The sequence below is a fragment of the Chroococcidiopsis sp. SAG 2025 genome (assembly GCF_032860985.1).
GTDB lineage: Bacteria > Cyanobacteriota > Cyanobacteriia > Cyanobacteriales > Chroococcidiopsidaceae > Chroococcidiopsis.
The window spans coordinates 145,432-165,560 of sequence record NZ_JAOCNC010000002.1 but is presented as its reverse complement, the minus strand read 5'-3'; the positions used below and the strand labels follow the sequence as shown (position 1 = coordinate 165,560).

Annotated in this window: 26 protein-coding genes and 3 pseudogenes; 4 read left to right on the top strand and 25 right to left on the bottom strand. The window is 46.4% G+C overall.

Annotated features, from left to right (window positions below):
* Positions 1 to 15: 15 nt before the first annotated feature.
* The 17 genes from N4J56_RS33430 to N4J56_RS33360 all read right to left on the bottom strand — a co-directional run bounded on the left by N4J56_RS33430 (position 16) and on the right by N4J56_RS33360 (position 13,566).
* On the bottom strand, positions 16 to 588 hold the full coding sequence (locus tag N4J56_RS33430) for an ester cyclase (RefSeq protein ID WP_317110998.1): 573 nt from the start codon (positions 586 to 588) through the stop codon (positions 16 to 18).
* Positions 589 to 677: 89 nt separating this feature from the next.
* The gene (locus N4J56_RS33425; protein ID WP_317110996.1) at positions 678 to 1,133 is read right to left on the bottom strand and encodes a plastocyanin/azurin family copper-binding protein; all 456 of its coding nucleotides are present in this window, start codon (positions 1,131 to 1,133) and stop codon (positions 678 to 680) included.
* A gap of 31 nt (positions 1,134 to 1,164) precedes the next feature.
* Positions 1,165 to 2,088, bottom strand: coding sequence for an NAD-dependent epimerase/dehydratase family protein (locus tag N4J56_RS33420; RefSeq protein WP_317110995.1), 924 nt, complete (start codon positions 2,086 to 2,088; stop codon positions 1,165 to 1,167).
* Between the two features lie 12 nt (positions 2,089 to 2,100).
* Entirely contained in the window at positions 2,101 to 2,694 is a 594-nt protein-coding gene (locus N4J56_RS33415; protein WP_317110993.1) for an SDR family oxidoreductase, read from the bottom strand.
* A 143-nt stretch (positions 2,695 to 2,837) separates the two neighbouring features.
* Positions 2,838 to 3,194, bottom strand: coding sequence for an SDR family NAD(P)-dependent oxidoreductase (locus tag N4J56_RS33410; protein WP_317110991.1), 357 nt, complete (start codon positions 3,192 to 3,194; stop codon positions 2,838 to 2,840).
* Between the two features lie 28 nt (positions 3,195 to 3,222).
* Positions 3,223 to 3,846: an SDR family oxidoreductase gene (locus tag N4J56_RS33405; protein WP_317110990.1), complete on the bottom strand. Its 624-nt coding sequence runs from the start codon at positions 3,844 to 3,846 to the stop codon at positions 3,223 to 3,225.
* 314 nt (positions 3,847 to 4,160) lie between these two features.
* The gene (locus tag N4J56_RS33400) at positions 4,161 to 5,057 is read right to left on the bottom strand and encodes an AraC family transcriptional regulator (protein ID WP_317110989.1); all 897 of its coding nucleotides are present in this window, start codon (positions 5,055 to 5,057) and stop codon (positions 4,161 to 4,163) included.
* 191 nt (positions 5,058 to 5,248) lie between these two features.
* Positions 5,249 to 5,380 carry a hypothetical protein gene (locus tag N4J56_RS41480; protein WP_410500722.1) on the bottom strand — a complete coding sequence of 44 codons (132 nt, stop codon included), beginning with the start codon at positions 5,378 to 5,380 and terminating at the stop codon, positions 5,249 to 5,251.
* 116 nt (positions 5,381 to 5,496) lie between these two features.
* The gene (locus tag N4J56_RS41475) at positions 5,497 to 6,003 is read right to left on the bottom strand and encodes an IS1 family transposase (RefSeq protein WP_410500695.1); all 507 of its coding nucleotides are present in this window, start codon (positions 6,001 to 6,003) and stop codon (positions 5,497 to 5,499) included.
* Complete coding sequence (locus N4J56_RS41470) at positions 5,969 to 6,289, bottom strand: IS1-like element transposase (RefSeq protein WP_410500694.1); 321 nt, start codon at positions 6,287 to 6,289, stop codon at positions 5,969 to 5,971. Before N4J56_RS41470 ends, N4J56_RS41475 begins: the two co-directional genes overlap by 35 nt.
* Before the next feature lie 76 nt (positions 6,290 to 6,365).
* Complete coding sequence (locus N4J56_RS33390) at positions 6,366 to 6,992, bottom strand: DNA starvation/stationary phase protection protein Dps (RefSeq protein WP_317110988.1); 627 nt, start codon at positions 6,990 to 6,992, stop codon at positions 6,366 to 6,368.
* A gap of 65 nt (positions 6,993 to 7,057) precedes the next feature.
* Complete coding sequence (locus N4J56_RS33385) at positions 7,058 to 7,327, bottom strand: SDR family NAD(P)-dependent oxidoreductase (protein ID WP_410500692.1); 270 nt, start codon at positions 7,325 to 7,327, stop codon at positions 7,058 to 7,060.
* Positions 7,328 to 7,494: 167 nt separating this feature from the next.
* On the bottom strand, positions 7,495 to 7,626 hold the full coding sequence (locus N4J56_RS33380; RefSeq protein ID WP_317110986.1) for a hypothetical protein: 132 nt from the start codon (positions 7,624 to 7,626) through the stop codon (positions 7,495 to 7,497).
* A gap of 155 nt (positions 7,627 to 7,781) precedes the next feature.
* Entirely contained in the window at positions 7,782 to 8,156 is a 375-nt protein-coding gene (locus N4J56_RS33375) for an SDR family NAD(P)-dependent oxidoreductase (protein WP_317110984.1), read from the bottom strand.
* A 37-nt stretch (positions 8,157 to 8,193) separates the two neighbouring features.
* Positions 8,194 to 8,739, bottom strand: a complete 546-nt coding sequence (locus N4J56_RS33370) for a DsbA family protein (protein ID WP_317110983.1) — start codon at positions 8,737 to 8,739, stop codon at positions 8,194 to 8,196.
* Positions 8,740 to 8,829: 90 nt separating this feature from the next.
* Positions 8,830 to 9,501, bottom strand: coding sequence for a response regulator transcription factor (locus N4J56_RS33365; RefSeq protein ID WP_317110982.1), 672 nt, complete (start codon positions 9,499 to 9,501; stop codon positions 8,830 to 8,832).
* Positions 9,502 to 9,525: 24 nt separating this feature from the next.
* Positions 9,526 to 13,566, bottom strand: a complete 4,041-nt coding sequence (locus N4J56_RS33360; protein ID WP_317110981.1) for a PAS domain S-box protein — start codon at positions 13,564 to 13,566, stop codon at positions 9,526 to 9,528.
* A 146-nt stretch (positions 13,567 to 13,712) separates the two neighbouring features.
* Between N4J56_RS33360 and N4J56_RS33355 the strand changes: the two genes are divergently transcribed.
* Complete coding sequence (locus N4J56_RS33355) at positions 13,713 to 14,000, top strand: hypothetical protein (RefSeq protein ID WP_317110980.1); 288 nt, start codon at positions 13,713 to 13,715, stop codon at positions 13,998 to 14,000.
* A gap of 305 nt (positions 14,001 to 14,305) precedes the next feature.
* Positions 14,306 to 15,080 (top strand): annotated as a pseudogene (locus tag N4J56_RS33350) (IS6 family transposase).
* A gap of 51 nt (positions 15,081 to 15,131) precedes the next feature.
* Here the strand turns inward: N4J56_RS33350 and N4J56_RS33345 are convergent.
* The 8 genes and pseudogenes from N4J56_RS33345 to N4J56_RS33310 all read right to left on the bottom strand — a co-directional run.
* A pseudogene (locus N4J56_RS33345) lies at positions 15,132 to 15,276 on the bottom strand (IS6 family transposase); the annotation flags it as partial.
* 30 nt (positions 15,277 to 15,306) lie between these two features.
* On the bottom strand, positions 15,307 to 15,588 hold the full coding sequence (locus N4J56_RS33340) for a plasmid pRiA4b ORF-3 family protein (RefSeq protein WP_317110979.1): 282 nt from the start codon (positions 15,586 to 15,588) through the stop codon (positions 15,307 to 15,309).
* 152 nt (positions 15,589 to 15,740) lie between these two features.
* Positions 15,741 to 16,184: a type II toxin-antitoxin system YhaV family toxin gene (locus tag N4J56_RS33335; RefSeq protein ID WP_317110977.1), complete on the bottom strand. Its 444-nt coding sequence runs from the start codon at positions 16,182 to 16,184 to the stop codon at positions 15,741 to 15,743.
* Positions 16,174 to 16,497 (bottom strand): hypothetical protein, encoded by a 324-nt coding sequence (locus tag N4J56_RS33330; protein WP_317110976.1) that lies wholly within the window; start codon positions 16,495 to 16,497, stop codon positions 16,174 to 16,176. Before N4J56_RS33330 ends, N4J56_RS33335 begins: the two co-directional genes overlap by 11 nt.
* A 274-nt stretch (positions 16,498 to 16,771) precedes the next feature.
* The gene (locus N4J56_RS33325) at positions 16,772 to 17,053 is read right to left on the bottom strand and encodes a transposase family protein (protein ID WP_317110974.1); all 282 of its coding nucleotides are present in this window, start codon (positions 17,051 to 17,053) and stop codon (positions 16,772 to 16,774) included.
* Between the two features lie 159 nt (positions 17,054 to 17,212).
* Positions 17,213 to 17,548 (bottom strand): hypothetical protein, encoded by a 336-nt coding sequence (locus N4J56_RS33320; protein WP_317110973.1) that lies wholly within the window; start codon positions 17,546 to 17,548, stop codon positions 17,213 to 17,215.
* A 112-nt stretch (positions 17,549 to 17,660) separates the two neighbouring features.
* A complete protein-coding gene (locus N4J56_RS33315) occupies positions 17,661 to 17,846 on the bottom strand; it encodes a hypothetical protein (RefSeq protein ID WP_317110972.1) in 186 nt (61 codons plus the stop codon).
* Positions 17,847 to 18,272: 426 nt separating this feature from the next.
* Positions 18,273 to 19,254: pseudogene (locus tag N4J56_RS33310) on the bottom strand (Rieske 2Fe-2S domain-containing protein).
* A gap of 185 nt (positions 19,255 to 19,439) precedes the next feature.
* Between N4J56_RS33310 and N4J56_RS41465 the strand changes: the two are divergent.
* Both N4J56_RS41465 and N4J56_RS33305 read left to right on the top strand, forming a co-directional pair.
* Positions 19,440 to 19,538: a TetR family transcriptional regulator gene (locus N4J56_RS41465; protein ID WP_410500690.1), complete on the top strand. Its 99-nt coding sequence runs from the start codon at positions 19,440 to 19,442 to the stop codon at positions 19,536 to 19,538.
* 24 nt (positions 19,539 to 19,562) lie between these two features.
* The gene (locus tag N4J56_RS33305; protein ID WP_317110969.1) at positions 19,563 to 20,096 is read left to right on the top strand and encodes a hypothetical protein; all 534 of its coding nucleotides are present in this window, start codon (positions 19,563 to 19,565) and stop codon (positions 20,094 to 20,096) included.
* The last annotated feature ends 33 nt before the right edge of the window (positions 20,097 to 20,129 follow it).

Below are 20,129 nucleotides of genomic sequence, written 5' to 3'. Positions count from 1 at the left end.
TTGATTCACGAGAATTCATGAAGGCGCGGATGCTGCCTCAAGCTGCTGCATCAACCCGAAGCGATCGGTCACGTCCCAGTGTTCTTGCAGCTTGCCGTCAACGACTCGAAAAATATCTATACTGGGAAATTGAACTGGTTTTCTAGTTGCAGTAATATTCATCCAGGTACCTGCATGAACGCCACTGACTGTTGCTCGAACCACAACTTTATCGTTCTCCGCGATCAAATCATCGATCTTGATATTGAAGTTAGAAAAGACGTTGTGGCTGTTCTGCATTTCCTGGACAATACCTTCTCGACCTTGAGCAGTGCCCTTGCTATGTTGCACTAGATCAGTGGCAATCAGTTCGTCTGCAACGTCAAAGTTGCCTTGATTAATTAGCTCGTCATAATAACGGCGAATTACCGCTTTATTCTGCTCCAGCATTGAGCTTGTCGAAGCCGAGCGAACAGGTTGACCCTGAATTGTAACGATGCTGCTAAAGGTGAGCAGGCTGACAACTAGCAAGAGTAGAGTTGGCAGGAATTGCCTAAAAACTCGATTGAGTTGCAACTGATTTCGATACTGTTTTGACTCGCGATTCATTATATCCTCTTTTAGTTTTTGCTTTGCTCAGATCCGCGTCTAGCAAGCGTACCTGAGCAAAGCTTGCCGTTGAGATTTAGCCCGATCAACTAATTAGATTGCACCACAACTTTGCCTGTTACCCCTGCATTTTCGTAAGGCTCACAGACATATGTGTACTCTCCAGCCGGCACATTAAAGTCTTTGCGAAACGATTCTTTTGGGTTATTCAGTAGCTCTTGATGCGAAAGGTAACTGAACAGTTCGCTATCTGCTATCTGATTTTCGTCAGCAGGAGTTGGATAGCGATTAAATTTGACCTGATCGAAGACAACATTACAAGCGGTACCCGCAGTCAGATTGTTGCTCCACTCAACATAATCTCCAGATTTGATCGTGACGGTAGCAGGTTCAAATACAGGTTTTCCTTGTTTTTCAGCGATCAAAACTTTTGCCGCAGAAGCCCAAGCAGCACCGGACATTAGATTGAATGCACAAGCCATGATTAAAACCATCAGCGCGATCGCTTTCACTGCACGAGCAACAGATTTGAGTAGATTCGACATGATTGAATTCTCCAAAAAATAATAGTAGGTTTTACACTTTGCCGTTGCTAGATTGACTTGCTTTCCAAGCTGCATAGTAAGTTTCAATCTCATCAACGATCCCGGTATGACGCGGACTCCAGCCTAGAAGGCGGTATGCCTTGCGGGAGGTGATGAACTCATTCTGATCAAACCAAACACTGGTTAAATCGTCTTCTTGCGGCGGGGCAAACTCGATCGCGCCTTTGTAGCCTGCGGCTTTAAGACAAGCTTGCATCACTGCCACACACTTGGGGCGCTGCTCATCGGCGACGCAAAAGATTTCACCATCAATCGCCGCACCACTTTCAGCTACGCGCACATACGCTTCTGCCAGATCGCTGATGTGAACCCAACTCCAGCCCTTCTCGCGATCGCCCCGATAAATTGCTTTACCCTGTTCTCCCATCCCAAACCAAGTGGCACTAACGCTGGAATGTCCGTCTAGCCCATACATGAAGCCGGGACGTAAGACGACTTTGTGACAGTCGAGAATTGGCATGGCGAACAGCTCTTGCTCCATGTCCATGCGGTAGGCAAGTTTATGTTCGGGGTTGGCAGGTGTGGTTTCATCCATCACCCGTTCTGGACGTTTGCCATAGATCGAGCAGCCTGTGGTGTAAATGAACAATCGCTTTCTCGGCGTTGCTTGTGCCACTTGCCTGAGCGTTTCAAACAGCTTCAAATCTGCTTCTTGTGGAGCTTGAAAATCCATCATTGCGTGGATCAGCACATCGCTGTTTTCGAGGTACTTGCGGTAAGTTTCAGGCTGTTTGATGTTGCCGATCGCCAACTCTATCTCATAGCGCTGCAAGTCTTTAGCACGAGGTTTGTTGTTATCGCGCACCAAGCCATACACATGATGTCCGGCTTGGCGCAGGGCGATCGCGGCATAGAATCCGGCATACCCAGTTGCACCAGTTACTAATACTTTCATATTGTTTCTCCATTAACCAACTGTGACAATACCGCCACTGACTTCGACCAAACTACCCGTCATAAAGCTGCCGTCGCTTGATGCCAGCAGTACGTAGACGGGCGCTAGCTCTTCGGGTTGACCGGGGCGCTGCATCGCCGATTGTGCGTCAAACTTCGACACTGCATCAGGATCAGAAGATCTAGTGGGAATGATCGGAGTCCAAACGGGTCCAGGAACAACCGCATTGACGCGAATTTTGCGCTCAGCAAGATTGAGCGCTAGCGATTTTGCAAATACATGAATTGCGCCTTTGGTGGAGCTATAATCTACCGGCATGGGATTCCCCATCAGTGCCGTTGTGCTACCTGTGTTGACAATTACATCTCTCTCGTGAAGATGGGGCACTGCGGCTTGCGCCATGAAGAAATAGCCCAAAATATTAACTTCAAAAACGCGACGGATCTGGTCTTCTGGGATTTCTTCAAATTTGTACTGGGTTTGCTGGAAAGCAGCATTGTTGACGAGAATATTCAGCTTGCCAAACTGAGCAATTGTTTCTTCGATCGCCACCTCACACTGACTTTTAACTCCCACATCTGCCAGGGCAAACGCATCTAAATTCATCAGAGAATATTCGTCGTATTTTCAACTTCACCCGACCCTATGTCTACACTAGTTCTTCTCAATAAAGTGGAGATTGTTGCAAATGAGTTCAACTCAATTTCTTCTCAATAAGCCTCAGTTTATTGCAATTAATGTCAATAAACCTAGTAATTTCCTACCTTATTGACATGATGCGTTTGCCCTGCCACATCTGCCTTAATAAGATGGCAGCGCCGCCCATACTTTTCCACGTGTTGGCGAGTCGTGTCAGCATCATCGTCGTTCTTGTTGTACAACACTGCGACATCTGCGCCTTCCATTGCAAAGGCAATCGCCACTGCCTGTCCAATACCGGAATCTGCACCTGTGATAATGGCAACTTTATCAACTAGTTTACCTGCGGCTCGATATTTAGACATATCGTAGTCAGGTTGCACTTGCATATCCGATTGTCCGCCTGGATAGTCGAGCGTCTGAGCAGGAAGATCGCCAGATTTAGGTCGTGATTCAGTGCTCTTCATGATTATTCCTATAAGTTATAGTTGTGTTTCACCGTGCGACATAACCGCCATCAACACTTAGTGGATGCCCAGTGATGAATAACGATTGATCTGAGCAAAGAAACAGAACGGCGTTAGCAATTTCTTCGGGTGTACCTAAGCGACCGCTAGGGTTTTGTTTGGCAACGTCGTCTTTGTCCTGTCCATATTTGTCCAACATCCGAGCTGATTGTCCGGCATTGTCAATCACACCAGGGTATACAGCATTGATGCGAATACCAGAAGAAGCATATTCCAATGCTACCGATCGCGTTAATCCCAAAACGCCATGCTTAGCTGCAACATAGGGAGCCATGTTTGGAAAGCCAACCAGTCCTGCCATTGAGGAAGTATTAACGATCGCGCCTCCACCCTGCTCGAGCATCTGCTGAATCTCATACTTCATGCACAGCCACACACTTTTGAGGTTGGTGGCAATCACCTTATCAGACTCTGCTTCTGGTAGTTCGATAAAGGGTTCTAATGTGCCTTCGATTGCCGCATTATTAAACGTACAATCGAGCCGACCGTATTTCTCAACTACAGTGTTCATTAACTGTTTAACATCGCTTGCCTGCGTTATATTGGCTTTCAAAAACAATCCTTTAGCTTCGGCTTCTTGAATTAACCGCACCGTTTCTTGCCCGTCGTCTTCTGATATTTCAGTAGTATCGCATTCGTGCGACCAATTCTAGAAGTGCTACCTGTTACCAGGACAACTTTTCCTGCAAACGTGTTCATAATGATTTGTGGTTAAACACTACACTATCTACTGCAAGGATTGGTTTATCTCAGTTATCTAACCGAGAACTAGAATTAAGAAATTCTGAACTAAAAGATCAACTAACAATTACTAGCATAGTAGTCGTACTTAGAAATGTCTTTAACAAATCTTGCGAATGTTTTTTGAATCTTGCGGTTTGCCATAATCTCTTACTTTCGACAGAGCTAAAGTTTTTGTTTGTATTGAGTTGGAGTAATGCCTGTATGCTTGCGAAAGAAGTTTGTAAATTGTCCCTGGCTCGAGAAGCCCAAGTGATTGCTAACTTCAACAATTGATTGACCGGGCTGTGCTAACAATCGTTTTGCCAACTCAACGCGTTGTTGTACTACATATTGCCACAAGGTTACTCCTGTCACTTGTTTGAATATTCGAGAAAAATGGTACTGACTCATGCCTACAGTTGTTGCGATCGCCTCTAGCGATAACTCCTCAACTAAATGAGCGTGAATATATTCCTTCGCTTGTTTAATTCTTACGTCTTCAATCGACTCTGTAGTGTCTTGAATTTTGTATTTTTGAGTTGTGTAGAACTGTAATAAGTGAGCAACAAGAGCAACGCCTAATGCCTCTGCATAAAATCTACTACCTGCTGAATCAGTTTGCAAGGCAGTTTTAAGGGACAATCCAATCTGATGAATGAGTGGATCTGTTTGGGCAAAATGTGGCAACAATTCAATATCGTTGGCATCAATAGAGTTAGGAACAGACCGTGTTAGAAAAGACGGCTCAAGACTGAGCAAAATTAAACCTTGTTCCCCTTTTGAGTGAATCCAATGACGAGTATAGGCAGGCACAACACAAACATCTCCAGCACGAATCTGTTCTTGCTTAAAGCGAGCGGCTAATTTACGTTCTGCCTCTACAACTCCCTTAGTTTGAATTGCCACAACGTGCTGAGTTGGATAATGCTCTGGAGTTTCATGCAATGGAGAGTTGTGATATTCCAAGTATATTCCATTCCAATCAGCTTGATGACTTGAAAATAGATTTGGCTGTGAAAGCACTTGTGACGTTGCTGCTGACTGACTAAAATTAACCGCGATTGTTTTGTTTGCCGCCATAGTTGTTTAATTCTTAATGATTTAAGGACTGTAATAGCTGTGAAACTAAACTACTGATTCATCTTTTCGTAGATTGCAACCAAGGAGGAAGAGGAGCGCATTAAATAATTAAATATTCATAGTTTTAGCGTGGAGTCTATGATGACTGGAACATTTGCAATGAAACCGTAAATGAGGACTTGATTTTCTGGCTATCCCAAATGTTTAGCAATTGCTTCGAGTAAAACTTCCCAAGCGTGAACTGAGTGATACCCAACAAATAAATCGTTTAGCAAAATCAGAATAAAAACTTTAGTAACATCATTAGTGAATAATTTAACCAGTGTTACACCGCGATCAAGTTTGTCAAATTTTGTATTGAATGTTGTGTTTAATTACAGAAAGAACTGTATTGTTCGCTGTATCTCAAGTCAAAAGCAAAGCAATTATTGGTAATGTTCTAGATCGATTGCTTTTGCTTTAATACAGATGAACCAAACTCATAGCAGTTGACGAATAATCCAATCACTAGGTCATGCATCTCCTCAGTCTTGGAAAAGCAAATTGTCTTTCGAGCCAATCGCTTAATTCTTGTTCTTAATCTCAAATGCTTTTGCTCAATTCTTTGAGTCTTTCGTTTACCGATTTCGTGGGACTCTGTTGGTAGGTGCCGTTCATATGCTCCCCACCCATCTGTACAATACTTTTTAATCCCGATTGGCTCCAGTAGTTTCTTGAGTTGGAGAAAAACTTGATCTTTTCGTCGACCAAACACATAAGCTAGGACTTTTCCATTGCGGCGGTCGATGGCATGCCATAACCACCTGGGGTTACTCTTTCTACCTACGTAGCTCCACATTTCATCTAGCTCTGACTCTTCAACACCAGCTGCTTGAGTCACCTCAACTCGGATAATTTCTACTTCCACACTCTCAGGTTTTAGCTGCTGTAGGAGTTTTTGATTCACTGGCTTGAGGAGTGCGAGTTTTTTTTAATTCCTGAATGACTGTCGTGAGACTGATATGTAATACTCTAGCGATATCTCTTACCCCGCTACCGTTGAGCGTCATCTCCACAATCTGCTGCTTGACTTCTCGTGTCCTTCCTGGATAAGTCTGGGTTAAAACAAAAGTGCGGTAGGGACAATCGACGTTTTGGCAGCAATAGCGTTGTTTGCCTACTGGCGACTTACCGTATTTAGTCACCTCTGTGCTATGGCAATGAGGACATTCAATCGCTACCCAAACAGTCATAAGGTTTGACCTTAACTCAGCTTTTTACTCATTATACTCAACCAACCGATCTAAAACATGACCCTCACCGCAATACTCAGTTAATATCTGATTGGGATCGAGCATTGGATGAATAAGCAAATTGGGAAACGCGATCGCTTGTCGTCTGGCGGTGTTCTTCGCGTCCGTTGGCTGCCGCTGTTTCGTCCCCTTGAGCCACTGCTGACCAAGGTGCTGAGAGCAACCACAGTCGCTGTTCGATTACCTGAAGCACTTCTTCGTATAAGGCAGATGTTTCCACATCTCCCCACTGAGCTGTTTGAATGCTAAATTGCAGTAACAACTGAGCATACAGTGCCAGCCGCTGTGCCACAGCCGCGACGTGTTCCGAGCTTTCGGTTGTGTCGTGAGGATATTCTGGTAATTGCGATCGCTCTGCTGCGACTTTAGCTGTAGCGCGCGCTAATCCCCTATAAGCCGTGAGCCAAAAGGCGAAGATATCAATGTATTCTTCTAGTTGGGTTGCCATTTCAGCAAATAATTCCTGCAATGGCTCGCAGTTGTCACCCGCGATCGCGTTGTACTGAGCCTGTTTAATTTGAGTTTTCAAATCTATTGTGGTAGCCAAAGTGCGGTTGAGCAATTCAATAACTTGCACCTTAGTAGCTACAGAAATCTCGTTTAGGTTGAGTAATGAATATGGCTGGTAGGGAATGTCGCTCATAGTTTGCTACTTTCCAATTGGATAAATGAATGGCGCTCAATAATGTTTTTCTGTTGGTGTTAAGGTTATCTGTAACAGGCATTTTCAAAGGACATCCCCCGCTGCTCTCGGACGCGGCGAACCATCGGTGTATCTAATCCACCTGGCGAAATCGAAGTAATCCGAATGTTGTCTTTGGCATATTCCAATGCTGCAACTTTGGTTAATCCCAGAACAGCGTGTTTACTGGTGCTATAGGGTCCGATTTCGGCAAAACCTTTGTGACCGGAAACGGAAGCTGTGTTTACAATACAGCCATCCCCTTGCTTTAACATCTGCGGAATCTCATACTTCATGGCTAGAAAGATCCCGAGAGCGTTGGTGTTGATTGTGTCAAGAAGTCAGCGATAGGCTGTTCGTGCAATCTAGCTAGTTTGGGATTTACGCTCCCAGCATTGTTGAAAGCGATGTCAAGTCTGCCGTACTTCTGAATGCAATTGTCGATTAACCCTCTTTAATCACTTTAGTGGTAGGAAATTCTGGAACCTGCTTCAGATAAAGAGTGTGGTAAAGCTGCTACAAACCTCTCTTCTGTCACCCTGACGGGAGAAAAATCTAAAAGCCTTGCTATATCTAGGATTGGCTCTTTTGTCATTTTGAAACGAGTAAAAGAGAAAACTCCCACTGTGTAAGGGTTTCAGAATTTACCTCTGAGAAAGTGACAGAAGAGGGAAACGAAGGAAAGTGTTAGGAATAAGAGCGTGAAAGTTATACACAGCGAGCGTTCTGAAATTTTAGAAAGATTTTTTCTTACCTAGAGTGATATGAGAGGGTTAAGCTCTTCACCTCTGTCTCAAGCCTCACGTCTGCTTGTTGATAGATTGCCTCGCCGCCAAAATTGCGAATGCGAGATTCAACCTGTTTGCCTAAGTTGGCTCGTCGTCCACAAAACATCACCTTTGCCCCTTCTCTAGCAAACGCATAGGCAGTTCCTTCGCCAATGCCGGATGTGGCTCCGGTAATTAACACAGTTTTGTTAGCAAACTTGCCTTTTGGATTCATTGTCATTCGAGCAGCAACGGGTTTTTGGGTGTTTGCTTGGGCTTGAGAAGCGATCGTCGTCGCTGCTCTTGCTGCCCCGATTGCGCCAACCGCGATGATTTGACGACGCGATAACTCTGACATGGTTTTTCCCTAGTAGATGTCAAAATAGTAGAATTTTTCATTGACGCTTGTTGATTTCTAGAAGACTACTGAGTAACACTTCCAAATTTTGAGTTTCTTCACAGCGAACACCAACGAAAAAAGTCGGCGTTTTTTCTACCCCGTTGCGTTTACCGCTTTCAATATCTGCTTGAATGCGCCCGAGGTGAAGGTGTTCTGCCATGCCCCGCAAAAAAGGCGGGATCTCCAGCCCCAGGCAATCGGCATACTGTACTAAATCGCTGTCTTCCAGCTGTTGCTGATGCGCGAATAGTTGTTCGTGCATTTGCCAAAACTTGCCTTGTGCCGCCGCTGCTTCTGCAGATTCAGCCGCTCTAAGCGAACGAGGATGAAGTTGCGGTTGCGGAAAATGACGAAACACGATGCACAGCCGGTCTTCTAGCTGTGGTAACAGCGATTGAATCGACCTATGTGCTTGTTTTGAGTGTACGCATTGGTAATCGCCATACTCAATCAAGATAATTGCGGCAGTGGCTGACCCGCATAGATGGTCGCCGTCATTCAGTGGCAGGAGCGCAGCAAAGCTAGAAGCGGGCAAATTCATCAGTGGGGGTTGCCTGAGTTGAGATTCCCCTTATCCTACGAAGCCTATTAATACTTGTCACTGACCAGAAATTCAGCCTTTTTCCTGTACTTAAGATCTGGTTTCGAGTCGTGCTAGCCCGCGCTTGAGAGCCAGTAAGACTGCTTGAGTGCGATCGCTGACACCTAGTTTGGTGAAAATATTGTTAGTGTGAAATTTGACAGTACGCTCGGCAATACTTAAACTTGCACCAATTTCAGCATTACTCTGACCGACAACCAGCAATTGCAGTACTTCCAATTCGCGCTCGGTCAACTCAATAAACTTGATGCGTTCTGCTAGCTTTTTGGCGATTGCAGGTGGGATATAGTTATCTCCTTGATGCACTTGATGAATCGCCTGAATTAAGTTATCTGCTGTAGCATCTTTAAGCAAATAGCCGCTGGCGCCTGCTTGCAAGCCGCGATAAATATCTTCATCGCCGTCGTAGGTAGTAAGGATGATGATCCGGGCAGTCGGATAGCGCGAGCGAATCTGGGCGATCGCATTTACGCCATCAAGTTGCGGCATTCGTAAATCCATTAGCACCACGTCCGGCTGATGCTGCTCGTACAGTTGAACGGCAATTTGTCCGTTAGTAGCTTCGGCAACGACGTGCAGATCCGGTTCATCGTTGAGGATGGCAGCGAAGCCTTCACGCACAACTGCGTGGTCTTCGGCAATCAAGAGCGAGATCCGGGAGGGGTAGTTTGGGTTGGATAAATTATCTGGAGCGCTCGACACTATCTGCCTCATCCTTGTCAATTTTTATCTATTCTGGCAAAGAGGTACAATCACAACCACTTCGGTTCCCTGCCCGATGCGGCTCGTCAGGCTGAACTGACCGCCAATCTGCTCCGAGCGCTCCTGCATTCCGACTAAACCAAATCCAGCCGCGAACGAGTGCGAGCGCCGGTCGAATCCTCTGCCATCATCCGCGAGCGACAACTGCACTTGGGTAGCGTCAAACCGCAGTTGAATCGTCACAGTTTGTGCTTGGGCGTGGCGTAGGGCATTGCTGAGTCCTTCCTGCCCAATCCGGAGCAGGTTTGTTTCAATTTCGAGCGGCAAGCTGCAAGGCGTGCCTATGACTTGCACTACAGCTTGGGTGGAAGTGCCGCTGGTCATCTGCTGCGCTAAACGACTTAGAGCAGTTGGAAGATCTCCTGATTCTAGCGCTTCTGGACGTAGTGCCCGCACCGAGCGCCGTGCTTCGGCAAGTCCTGTGGCAGCAAGGTCACGGGCACGAGTAATGTGATTTTGGGCAGAACTCAATTGCGCGGTTGCGAGTTTGCGTCCAGTGGCTTCTAGCTGCACGATGATACCCGTGAAGGCTTGAGCAAGGGTATCGTGAATTTCACCTGCCATGCGGTTGCGTTCTTCGAGTAGAGTAGTTTGTTTGGCTTGCTGCATCAAGTCTGCCGTTTGCAAAGCTAGGGCTGCGTGGTGAGCAAACGTGCGGCACTGTTCAAAGCGAAATCCAGTTGGTTTCTGTTTAGCGGTGAAGGCAAGCCCTACAAACCCCAAAACTTGTTCGCCAATTGTCATTGGAACCATCGGAATTGTTCTGTGTCCCTGCTGCTGATGCCATGCAATTGAGAATTGCCAATGGAATTGTGAGGATGCCTGCTCTAGGTCAGTCCAAACAATCTCTTGGTTTTGAAGCTGCTGCCAAAATGGGGTGAGGTCTACCGGAATCGGAGAACGCCACAGCTCGACACGCGGGTCAGTTGCAATGTCAATCACTTCCCCATTCATCACGATAGCAGTTGCCTGTAGGGTATGGCTAGCAGGCTGGTAAACAAAGATAGCGCCTGATGCTGCATCACTTGCCCAAATTGCTTCTTGCAGTGTCGCAATCAGGAAACGGTACAAGTTATCTGTCGTAGTGAGGTGCCTGACGGAGCGCCGTAGAGCATCATTGGCTTTCGCTAATTCTGCTACCTGTTCGCGCGCCGCTTTTTCTTGTTCATTAGCAATCGCCGCAAGTTTTGCTTCTTCTGCTAGTCGTGTTAGTGCTAACGCTAAAGCCATTTGATGGTTAAGTGCGTGGATCAACTCCGTTTGCCCCAGTGTTAGGGTCGTGCGATCGCGGAAGGCTAAGCCTAGAAATCCGACGGGGCGATTGCCTGCCACCAGTGCTTGACCAGCATGAGCAAGATGACCCATCTTCTGATGCCAAGCAATCGTATCTGTCCAGGTGTATTCATCTGGCTTGTCTGCAGTTTGCCAAAACAAGCGACGTTGCTCAACTAAAACTTGAAATGCAGGCGTGATATCAGCCAAAAAACCTGCCTGAAAACTAGCTGGATCGTCAGGGTGTCCGTGAGGGTACAGCACTCCATCCCGGACACAGGCAAGCTGTTGAAGTTTGTTGGTGGTGGACTCGTAGTGAAATAGATGAGCTGCACAAGCACCCGACTGTTGGCAAATTTCTTGCAGGGTTGCATTCAAAAATTCTCTCACGTCCTGAGTTGCAGCTAACTTGGCAAGCGTTTCTCGCAAGGCAATATTAGCTTTTGCCAATTCTGCTGCCCGTTCTTGAGCAGCGAGTTCTTGTTCCTTGGCGATCGCCATTTCCACAGCGCGATCGCGGACTTGGTTAGATAATCGGCTAGCTTGCACTGCCAGAGCAAGTTGCTTGGCGAGGGCTTCAGCCAGCAAGATCTCTGTCTCTGTAAAGGGCTGGTTTAGCGTGCGATAGACGATCAGCGCCCCATCCGCTTTGCCATCGACCAGGAGCGGTTGGTTGAGTTCCAATTCCCAACCTTGAGAAACTGCAAAAGTATGAAATTCGGGTACTGTATTGGCAATTGTGTGATCGATGATTACCGAACGAGTACGATTGTGGACGGTTGTACCCTGCAAATGCTCTAGTGGTACTGTGAAGCCATTGATAAGCCGAAGTAGTAAAGGATGTTGTTGTGGATCGAGCAGTTGCAGTTGGGTTGGGTTCAATACTGTTCCTTGACTGAACCAATAGCGCAGGTAAACGATCTCGTCTTGACTATGTTCATAGTAACCACAATCGGTCGCATTAAAGGTTTGTGCCACAATCTTCAACACTGCGGGGATGAATTCGTCGAAACTGCTCAAAGAACCGAGGGTATCGATTGTTTGCTGCAAGGCCTCATTAGAACGAGCTAGTTCTGCTGCCCGTTCCTGTGCTGCTTTCTCTCGTTCCTTGGCGATCGCTGCCTGTTTCGCTTCTTCTGCTAGTCGTAGCATCTCCACTGCCATCGTCATTTGCTCGGCTAATACACGCAGCAGTGCGAAGCTTCTTCCTAGTGGTGGCTCTTCCTGTGCAAAGCCAAGTCCCAGCCAGCCCAGTAGCCGATCGCTAATTCGCATCGGCACGAGGCGGATGGCGCGATTGCCTTGTTCGCGATGGAATGCTTGAAAACTTAGAGAATGAAGCGGATCGTCGGGCAGGACTGCCCAGGCAGACTCTGATTCCAGGATACGTTGAGCCAGGAGGCGCAATTGAGGTGAGAATGGCGATAACAGCGTGCCGCGCTGCGCTTGAGTTTCTGGGGATACCCACCCCGCTTTGTCAAACAGGACGGCGTGGCGCACAAAATCTCCCTCAATCAAGTCAATTGCACCACTGTGCGCTCCCGATACTTCCAGGGATACCTTAAGCATTTCTGCTAGAAAAGAGTCGAGATTATCTAAGCGTGCCAGTCCAGCAATGGCATTGCCTAATGCTTCATTTGCCTTAGCTAGTTCTGCAACTCGCGCTTGTTCTGCTTCTAGTAAAGCTTGCTGTGTTTCGCGTAACTGTGTAATATCGACTTGGCTCACCCACGTACACACTACACACCCCTGAACGATCGTACTTGCAGCACTACAGAGGAAGTTACGCTGATGTCCATAGCGATCGATTTCTACCGTTTCAGCTCGTAGAGCTGAATGCCCATTTTCTACGTATGCACGCATTGCTGCCTGTGTCAACTCTGAGTTGCAATCGTGCAGCTCGCTCAACTTAACCCCAATTAAATCTTCTGTTTTTTCATACCCATACATAGCTGCAAATGCTTTGTTTGCCTCAGCCATGTAAACTGACTGATAGCACAGGTCTAACTGTTCGTCTACGGATAGAGTAATAGGAATCGGCTGAGAGTACCCAAAGCGCACAATCCCTTCACTGCTGAGTTCAAACAGGGTGCGATAGCGTTCTTCGGATTCCGAGAGGCGAGCGAGTGTTTGTTGCAATTGGGCATTGTGGCGTTCGAGTTCTTGCGATCGTGCTTGTTCTGCTGCGAGTAAAGCTTGCTGTGTTTCGCGCAGTTGGGTAATATCAATTTGGCTCACCCAAGTACCCACTACGCACTCGTTCTCAATCGTACTTGCCGCACTATTGAGAAAGTAACGCTGGCGTCCGTGGCGATCGAATTCTACTGTTTCAATGCTGCGGCAAGCGTACTGGTTCTCAATCCAATCACGCATTGTTGCTTGAGTTACTTCTGAGTGGCGATCGTGTAAATCGTTCAGCGTTAACCCGAGCATATCTTCCACTTTCTCATACTCAAACATCCGAGCGTAGGCATCGTTTGCTTCAGCAACATAGATTGAGCGGTAGCACAACTCTAGTTGTTCGTCAATCGATAGCGTCAGTGAAATTGGCTGAGAGTACCCGAAGCGCACAATCCCTTCACTGCTAAGTTCAAACAGGGTGCGATAGCGTTTTTCCGCTTCGCCTAGTGGCGCTAATTCTGCCTGGAGGCGATCGCGTTCTTGCCGCAGTTGAGTCAGTTCGGCTTGCAGGCGCTCGTTTTCTTGTTGGAGTTGGGTAATGCGCTCGAGCATGGCAAGGGAGAGGAACGACTAAGTTAACCAATATCGGGCAAACAATCTTGGCACTTTCTTAAAGTCTCGCAGATTGCTATTTACTATTTAGGAGAATACCATTCAACTGGTTGCGGGTTTTCCCGCTTAAAGGAATTGGTAGTGGTATGGAAGTAGTGATGAGGCAAGGGTTTTACCTCACCACTACTTCCATACCACTACCCAATTCTGAATCGCATCGATTTGACGATCAACAGGCAACCGTATTCTACACAAGTGATGACGAGCAGGCGAAACCGATCGTGGCAAGCTTGTTGCACGAAATTGACGTTGAGCCGATCGATGCCGGATCGTTAAGGAACTCACGCTATGTCGAACCTGCTATGATGCTCCTGATTCAATTAGCGTATACTCAACAGCTTGGGCAAGTTGGGTTTAAGCTGTTGCGGCGCTGAGAGACGATCGCCAGCCAACCAGTCGCTGCACCGGAATGTCGTAAGCTGGTCGGCTATATGTTTAAGGTTGTCTGCGTCCGGTGAGCTTGGTCGTTAGCCCTCAAGTCCTCGGATGGAACTATGCATGAAGCTTATCAGTTAGTGTCAAAGCTAAGTTACCCTAAAAGCTATGTAGGACCGACAATCTGGCGATTGCCATTCTAGACGAACGGTTTGATGAAGAATGGTTTATTACAGGGTTGTGTTGCAAAAATAGGAGCAGCAGGTGGTAGGGTGAGACATTGTATTCATTCGCTCCCATCTCCATGTCCAGCACCAACCCCTTCAAATGGCGGCACTATGAACCAGAAATCATCTTGTTGTGCGTGCGCTGGGATCTCACCTACCCGCTTTCAAGAGCGACAAGTGGCAGAAATGGTGAATGAGCGGGGGATGGATCTGCATCACACAACCGTGTTTCAGTGGGTACAAAAGTATAGTCCAGAACTAGACAAGCGCTGCCGCCCCTACTTACGCCCGACGAATGATTCGTGGCGAGTGGATGAAACTTACATTGCGGTTAAGGGGAAACCAAAATATCTGTACCGGGCTGTCGATTCAAATGGAAATACAATAGATTTTTTGCTCACAGCCAAACGCAATACTGCTGCGGCAAAACGCTTCTTCCGTAAGACACTGAAAGCACTTCACACTAGTTCTCCCCGAGTGATTACTGTGGATCTCAATGCGGCTTATCCCAAAGCTATTGCTCAACTTAAAGCTGAAGCAGAACTACCTAAAAGCGTGAAACTAAGGCAGAAGCGGAAAGCCGCCGTAATGATTCTGCTGGGGGAACCCCAGCAGACGGCGGACTTTTCAAGACAAAAGTATCTAAATAACATAGTTGAGCAAGACCATCGAGGGATCAAACGACTAGTTAAACCAGGGATGGGATTTAAGTCATTCAACACAGCGCGACGCACAATCAAAGGATACGAAATGATGCACATGATGCACAAAGGACAAATTCTAGGAGTAGAGAAAACAGCCGTTCAACAGCGGATAAAATTCATCGCTAAAATTTTCGGAGTAGCTGCTTAGTCTCTCTCCTTTCCAGGAGTTTTCTGTCCTTAACAACTTTTTGCAACACAACCGAATGATCCACCTCAACGCCTCGCTCTTGCATCATCTCCTCCAAGTCTCGGTAAGAGAGTGCATAGCGGCAATACCAGCGTACATTCAGCAGGATGACTTCTGGTAAGAAATGACGCCATTTGAACAGGGATTGAGTGGACATGGAAAGCTGAGCATCATTGACAACGCTTCCCTACCGTACCATCTCCTTCACTTTTTGCGACACAACCAGTTTTACTTCACAGGCGCGATCGCTAAATATTGTTCCACCTGGTTGGGTAATCCCATACTGCTTACCGTGGATCATGAAATGGTGCAGATGAATATCCTCCCACCCCATTGCCAGCTGGATAGTGTAATGCAAGTCTTCTATCGTGCTGTCGCTGCTGACAAGTATGCGCCGCCAAATCATTGGGCTGATGCCCAACAGCACCACCTTTAGTTGATATATGACTCTTTCAGCAGAATCAGACATTGAGTCATCTTACCGCGTTGTGTCCCTCATCTCCCCCGAAATTTTTCGCTCTCGATCGGTGATAATGTCACTTATCGCCGATCAGGGCAGTTGATTAAACAAAATAGCTCTCTGTGTGCGATCGCGGTCGAATTGGCTTCATCCTCCTCACACTAGTCCTCCTCGCTCTTAAGCAGCAGATCGTCAAGGGAATTGGGAAAGTCGCCTCGCTCTACCATTTTTCTAAACGCTTTATAGCAATCGTTTTTATCCCCCGCCTTACGTGGATAACCTAGCCAGAGGATGAAAATCGCCTTGCGCTCTGGAGTCTGCAAAGCACGAAAGAAGAGGCGATAACGGCTGGGTAGACCCATCTTTTTGACCCGTCCGTACTTCTTGAGCGGACCAGTGAGCGCGAAGTGAGATGCAAAAGGATCTAGGGGAATTTTCTCCTTGATGGCAACCACGATCGCGGTGTAGAGTTTCACCGTGTCATGGCTTAAATATTCCTCCTTGGGCAAGGTTTTTTTTAGCTGGCGAACTTTAGCTTGTAAATCCCGACGCTGTTTGCCAAACAGCCGTTTAATAAAGTAGATTTGCCAGCCGTTAATTATCAAGGACTACTCCTGCTGTCAACTCGTCGTCCTCTGCTGCCATAGCTTCTGTGTAGGCTTCCAGTTCCGAGGGATTGGATAGAGCCTGCTTCATCAAAAAATCTAGAAATAAACTCAGCATCAGTTCGTCTTCAGCTTGTTCTTGTTCTGTTGATTGGGGCTGTAAGCGGACTAGCAGGGTATCGGAACTGATGACTTCAACCGCACCTTTCGCTCCAGCAAATTGAGGATTTTCCTTAAAAAATCCGGCACTTAGACGAAAGCCTGATGCATTGCCAATTTTCGCCCAAGTTGCGTTATATCGTTTGTGTGGCATGGCACTTGCACTTGGTTACTCCTTATATGTTATTACATAATGTTATTACATAATGGCGCTTCAGGGCTATACGCATTTGGATCTGATACCAGATGCACCAGACAACTAACGCATCCATCAACTTTGTCTACCAAACCTAATCTCAAGGGTTGTGTCGCAAAAAGTGAAGGAGATGGTACGGTAGGGAAGCGTTGTCAATGATGCTCAGCTTTCCATAGACTTGTTGGGAAATAAAACTGGCTTTGGGACAGGGTTTTCCCGATTTTTCTGCAAATTATGCTGCATCCAAATAGAAGTTCCACAAACCCACCGCATTTAACATCAAGCAGTCATCGAAATCAGGCACACGATTGCGATACACGTCTGTAACTGCGTTGTATCGCTTGATGCCTGCGTGGGCATGTTCACATTTGACTCGTTGACGACTAAATTCTCGGTTTTCTTGCTTCTGTTGGTCGCTCAATTCCTTGCCTTTTGGCTTTTTATGTGGCAGATGAATGTTGTCAAACTCTTGTTGTAATCCCTGAAATCCCAGGGCAAACGCATCTAAATTCACTAGAGAATATTCGTCGCATATTCAACTTCTCCCGACCCTATGCCCAGACTAGTTTTTCTCAAGAAAGCATGAGTTATTGCAAACTCTCTCAACTCAATTTTTTCTCAATAAGCTCAAGTTTATTGCAGCTATTCTCAATAAACTGGGGATTTTTCTGGCTTATTGACATGATGCGTTTGCCCTGACTCGTTTTTGCTTGATGACTGACTGCAAATCGCGATTATCACCCACCATGCTTTGTAGCACCATCGTCGCATTCAGTAGGGCTTTAGCTAACCGCCGACATTGAGACGGACGCTGCCGCCACTCCACCAACCGAATTGCTCCCACTCGTTCGAGGAACTGCTGCACGCCGATTGCTTGCTGTTCTTCGTAGAGATCGGAGAGCAGCTCGTAGCCGCGACTGGCATAGCTGACGAAATCTGTACAGGCAAACTCCAGTCCGTGAATGCTGACTAGCGGACCTCGATCTCGTGCCAGCAGGCTTCTTGCCATTGTTCTCCCTAATTCCCTCTCAACCCTTACATTGTGGTTTTTCTCCGATCACTTAACAATCAGGGGAGCGGATTGGGTTGCCACAGGGCGATCTCCCTGTGTACTATTTCTACTAAAGGGGAATTAAAGCAGAAGCGATCGCACCCAATAAGAAGCCCCCAATAAGGCGGGGGCGGCTTGGAATAGTTTTTTGTATATCTTTATCATCGCTGCTATTTAGGGACTGAGGAATAGTGCGATCGCGGAAGTTAGGATGTTCAAGTTGGTTTGGTGATTTTACAGAGGTAGCGCTAGTCACAGATCTACTTGCTCTCTTTACAGAATTCCTCTCTAAATTTATCCAGTCTTTTCCTTGAGGGAAAACTTGCCAATTAAGCTATAGCTATATACAGGCAATAGCTAAAACTAAGCTTTATAAATTAATCGAGCGCAACGCCTTGGGAGATTACTCTAGAGGCGTTGTTTAAATTTGAGGTTATCTGCCACTGCTGAGGGCGATCATTGAGGGGAGATTAGGCGCGGTACATGGGTTTACCTAAAGCCTGCCCCGTTCTGAGAACACACAACCTCATGAGTCAACTTCTCATCCCGCGACCAACTGGTTTTGACCGCAGCCCACGGCGTAAATAGAAGGTTCGTGTCATCAGGTGCAACCTTGTAAAGTTTTTAAAATGACTGATTTTTTAAGCTTGATTGATAAGAAATACAAATAATGACTTTAAATCTACTTTGACAAGTTTGGTTCAACTACATCAGGGAAACTTTCAAAGTTGCGTCGTACCCAATCCATTCCAACTTCATTGTTGAGTTTAATTTTCTGAGGGGTATCCGGATAAATCTTACCTAAAATGTCTGCATCTTGATTGATGACCAGATCTGCGAGCTTCAGAATATTCTGTTTCAGCAGATGGACGATCGGGCTGTGAGCTTTGCCAAACATAAGCACATAGGTTCGAGTGTGAGTCTCAGATTCTGGTATGAATAGATGACATTGCTTGATGGTGGCAATTGGAGACTTACCGTGAAAAATGACTAATGCTGGAAAAAAGTTTTCCAGATGAGCACTGATTATTTTAGGAAGTGCAAGAATGGCTGGATTTTTCAAAATATCTTGCAGTTTCGATTTTGTTCTGGGCATATCATAATAGGCATGGGAATGATGCCCGCGATCGATAAACTGCTTAAATTGCACTTCTTGAATTTCAAATAAGGTACGGTGAGTACCGTTTTGATGATTGTAATCATGCATATTAAGCAGCATGGTCAGTAAGTCAGTTTTGACGCTGCGGTCGCCAGTAAATCCAATAAACTCATACTGTGCTGCAAACTCATTCAGGATCTCAGGAATAGGGATTTTGGGTTCACACCCCCATACGACCAGATAAAATTCCCCTGGATGATTAGCTCTAAAGGTTGCAATTGAGGTAATGTTTGTTACCTGATCCAGGTAATGTAGTGCAACCGTCTGAGTCAAACTGAAGCGCATGAAACGGACACACAACATTGCTTGTACCATTACTCTGCACCTCACACCATCCTTCTGACAGCATCGCTCCCATATGAGGACAAACATTAGGCAAGGCATGAACTGCGCCAGATGCATCCTTCCACATCACATAGTCAGCACCATACAGGAAAACCTTCCGAGGTTGATTCACGGTTAGCATTGATTCGTGCGCTAATAACCAGGGCGCACCAGTTAGCATTGACTGCATGGCGTTCTTCCTAAAAGTAAAATTGTGAAAGATTCCTCGCGTTCTTAGCATATGACAGATTATTCACGTTCGTCAAGCAATCAGGAATCAAATAATTTCCGTCGTCAACCAAAGCAGCAGCGTGGGAGGGAGCGGGTTGAAAAATTTTAGATGCAGCAGCCGTTGTATTTGATGAGGTGGGGTACGAATCGGCAACCACTCATCTGATTGCTGCTAAAGCAGGAACAGCCATCGGTTCCCTTTACCAGTTTTTCCTGATAAAGCAGCCATTTTAAGGCAATGGAGCTACGTCAGAGCGAGTGAAAACATTTTGGGCACAGGTAGACATTCCAACCATTGCCCAGCTATCTCTCCGCGCCATGATTCACAATTTAGCAGTAGCAGTTGCGGAACTCTTTGAGCAGCCAGTATCGCGAGTGGTGTTTGTGCAATTTTATGTATCACCTCAGATTTTGCAGGCGATCGACGAGAGCATGACTCAGGAGGCGATCGATTTTATGGCAACAATTCTAGGACAACGAAATTCAGCTATATCAACGGAACAGTGCCATTTATTAGCAGAGGTCTGTGTCCATAGTAGTAATGCAGTCATGCTGGCAGCGCTTCGCAGTGCTAAGCAGGAACACCGCCAACGGTTGATTCAACAGATCGAGGATTTGATGGTGTCATACTTAGAACCATATGTGGGCGATCGCCAGAATGACAATGTAATGAAAGTAATGGTTTGCCCGCACTGCCAATCCAGTAACTTGTTTAAGAATGGATACCGACGAGGGAAGCAATGTTATCGCTGTAAGGACTGTGGTAAACAGTTTGTAAAAACTCCTCGATAACCAGCTTGGAGCTGATTTTAATGAAATAAGTCT

What these genes read in the sequence shown, in the direction of transcription:
- N4J56_RS33430 (WP_317110998.1), bottom strand. Translation starts at nt 588, where the DNA reads ATGAATCGCGAGTCAAAACAGTATCGAAATCAGTTGCAACTCAATCGA.
- N4J56_RS33425 (WP_317110996.1), bottom strand. Translation starts at nt 1,133, where the DNA reads ATGTCGAATCTACTCAAATCTGTTGCTCGTGCAGTGAAAGCGATCGCG.
- N4J56_RS33420 (WP_317110995.1), bottom strand. Translation starts at nt 2,088, where the DNA reads ATGAAAGTATTAGTAACTGGTGCAACTGGGTATGCCGGATTCTATGCC.
- N4J56_RS33415 (WP_317110993.1), bottom strand. Translation starts at nt 2,694, where the DNA reads ATGAATTTAGATGCGTTTGCCCTGGCAGATGTGGGAGTTAAAAGTCAG.
- N4J56_RS33410 (WP_317110991.1), bottom strand. Translation starts at nt 3,194, where the DNA reads ATGAAGAGCACTGAATCACGACCTAAATCTGGCGATCTTCCTGCTCAG.
- N4J56_RS33400 (WP_317110989.1), bottom strand. Translation starts at nt 5,057, where the DNA reads ATGGCGGCAAACAAAACAATCGCGGTTAATTTTAGTCAGTCAGCAGCA.
- N4J56_RS41470 (WP_410500694.1), bottom strand. Translation starts at nt 6,289, where the DNA reads ATGACTGTTTGGGTAGCGATTGAATGTCCTCATTGCCATAGCACAGAG.
- N4J56_RS33390 (WP_317110988.1), bottom strand. Translation starts at nt 6,992, where the DNA reads ATGAGCGACATTCCCTACCAGCCATATTCATTACTCAACCTAAACGAG.
- N4J56_RS33385 (WP_410500692.1), bottom strand. Translation starts at nt 7,327, where the DNA reads ATGAAGTATGAGATTCCGCAGATGTTAAAGCAAGGGGATGGCTGTATT.
- N4J56_RS33380 (WP_317110986.1), bottom strand. Translation starts at nt 7,626, where the DNA reads ATGACAAAAGAGCCAATCCTAGATATAGCAAGGCTTTTAGATTTTTCT.
- N4J56_RS33375 (WP_317110984.1), bottom strand. Translation starts at nt 8,156, where the DNA reads ATGTCAGAGTTATCGCGTCGTCAAATCATCGCGGTTGGCGCAATCGGG.
- N4J56_RS33370 (WP_317110983.1), bottom strand. Translation starts at nt 8,739, where the DNA reads ATGAATTTGCCCGCTTCTAGCTTTGCTGCGCTCCTGCCACTGAATGAC.
- N4J56_RS33360 (WP_317110981.1), bottom strand. Translation starts at nt 13,566, where the DNA reads ATGCTCGAGCGCATTACCCAACTCCAACAAGAAAACGAGCGCCTGCAA.
- N4J56_RS33355 (WP_317110980.1), top strand. Translation starts at nt 13,713, where the DNA reads ATGGAAGTAGTGATGAGGCAAGGGTTTTACCTCACCACTACTTCCATA.
- N4J56_RS33340 (WP_317110979.1), bottom strand. Translation starts at nt 15,588, where the DNA reads ATGTCTGATTCTGCTGAAAGAGTCATATATCAACTAAAGGTGGTGCTG.
- N4J56_RS33330 (WP_317110976.1), bottom strand. Translation starts at nt 16,497, where the DNA reads ATGCCACACAAACGATATAACGCAACTTGGGCGAAAATTGGCAATGCA.
- N4J56_RS33320 (WP_317110973.1), bottom strand. Translation starts at nt 17,548, where the DNA reads ATGGCAAGAAGCCTGCTGGCACGAGATCGAGGTCCGCTAGTCAGCATT.